The organism is Microcystis sp. M53603_WE2 (assembly GCF_030065435.1).
Genome location: NZ_JASJFF010001393.1, coordinates 1 through 2,112, shown reverse-complemented (window position 1 = coordinate 2,112; position 2,112 = coordinate 1). Strand labels below are relative to the sequence as shown.

The 2,112-nt window shown below is 40.9% G+C and carries 1 protein-coding gene; it reads right to left on the bottom strand.

Annotated elements, in window-relative coordinates:
* Window positions 1-219: 219 nt before the first annotated feature.
* The coding region (gene hypF / locus PX481_RS29265; protein ID WP_288097487.1) for a carbamoyltransferase HypF at window positions 220-2,112 on the bottom strand (1,893 nt) is incomplete at its 5' end.

The following is a 2,112-nucleotide window of genomic DNA, read 5'->3' as shown; positions in this document are numbered from 1 at the left end:
GGAAACTCTCTGCTATAACTGGGCGTTATTTCCGATTTTATCACTCAACCCCAACCCCAGAGCGTATTAGTTTTTCGGTGGGATGCTTACAGGCAGCTGCTGATATGTCTGTAATAATTTAAGGGTCACTGATAATTGCTGATTGTCGGTATTTCTGCAAATGTGAGAGGCACCCCTTGCCTCTTGTCTATCCTAACCAAGAAGTTAATTTTGTCCTATCTAGAACTGTTTAAGTTTAGAAAAAGCCCCGATAATTTGACCAAGGCTAATACCACCATCATTAGTGGGAACAGTTTGCTGCCAGTAGGGTTGAAATCCCGAAGCTTGTAGGCGATTAATTGTTCTTTCCGTCAGATAACGATTTTGAAAACAGCCTCCCGTCAGGAGAATTTTTTCTCTGCCTATTTTCTGAGCAATTTCTACAATAATCTCACTTAAACTATTATGAAATTTAGCGGCAATTATGCCGATTTGTACTTGTTTTTCTAAATCCTCAACAACTCCTAAAATTAGCTGATTCCAATCAATAACTATGGGTGAGTCAGCTGATAAAGAAAAATTATAATATTCCTCCGTTTTAATGCCCTCAAGGGCAAATTCTAACTGCATTGCTGCCTGTCCCTCAAAACTTAATTGATAACATAAACCTAGAATCGCCGCCACACCATCAAACAAACGCCCGACACTAGAAGTTAAAGGACAATTAATTTTTTTGGTTAACATTTGCCTAAAAATAGACCATTCCTGTTCACTAAAAGCTGATTTTATCCTATCAGTATTTTCCATAACTTCTAGTAATCCTAAAGCCACTCGTCTGGGTTCTTTAACCGCTTTTTCTCCTCCCGGTAATAGCCAGGGTTTAAAATGGGCGACTCGCTGCCAAGAATCGGCAGCAATATGGATAAACTCTCCCCCCCAAATTGTGCCGTCTAAACCGTATCCTGTTCCATCCCAAGCAACCCCTAAAACCGGAGGTTGTAGCTGATGTTCTGCCATGCAGGATAAAACGTGAGCGTAATGGTGTTGAATGGGAATAACGGGCAAATTTAAGCTATAAGCGTACTTGGTCGCTAGATATTCAGGATGAGCATCACAGGCAATAACTTCGGGTGCAAACTCGTATAATTTTTTTAAACTATCGAGGATATTTTCAAAATGATTGACAGCATTAACCGTATCTAAATCGCCGATATGTTGACTGATAAAAACTTGATTTTTTTGGTAGATAGCCACGGTATTTTTAAAATAACTTCCCACAGCCAAAATCGGGGGAAAATCTCCATCATTAACTTTAATGGGAAAGGGAGCATATCCCCGCGCTCGCCGCAAAATCATCGCTTTTCCCGCCATTTCCCTGATAATAGAGTCATCCACTGGTCGAACAATAGGACGATTATGAACTAGAAATAAATCGGCGATAGTTCCCAATTTTTCTAAAGCTTCTTTTTCCTCAATACAGATAGGTTCATCGGCTAGATTACCACTGGTTGCCACAATAGGAAAGCCTAATTCTGCTAATAAAAGATGGTGTAGGGGAGTATAGGGTAACATGACTCCTAGATAGGGATTACCCGGAGAAACGGCAGCAGAAAGATAATTTTTTCTTTGTTTGATCAGGACAATTGCCGCTGCAGGAGACTGCAATAATTGCGATTCTAAAGAAGATACATAACCGTGGTTTTTCACTAACTCAAGATTAGGATACATCACGGCAAAAGGCTTATCTGGTCGCTGTTTACGTTGTCGCAATTTTTGCACTGCTTCCGTATTTCTTGCATCGACAACTAGGTGAAATCCTCCTAATCCTTTGATCGCTATAATTTTTCCCTGTTGAATTGCTCTAGCGGTGGCGATTAAAGCTTGATCTTTTTCCGCTAATACAGAGCCTTGACTGTCTAAAAGACTAATTTGGGGTCCGCAACGAGGACAGGCATTCGGTTGGGCATGAAAACGGCGATCTAGAGGGTTTTCGTATTCCCTTTGACATTCGGGACACTGATTAAAACCCCTCATAGTTGTGGCACTGCGATCATAGGGTAAACTCTCGATGATACTGTAGCGAGGACCGCAGTTAGTGCAGTTAGTAAAAGGATAGCGATAACGACGATTATT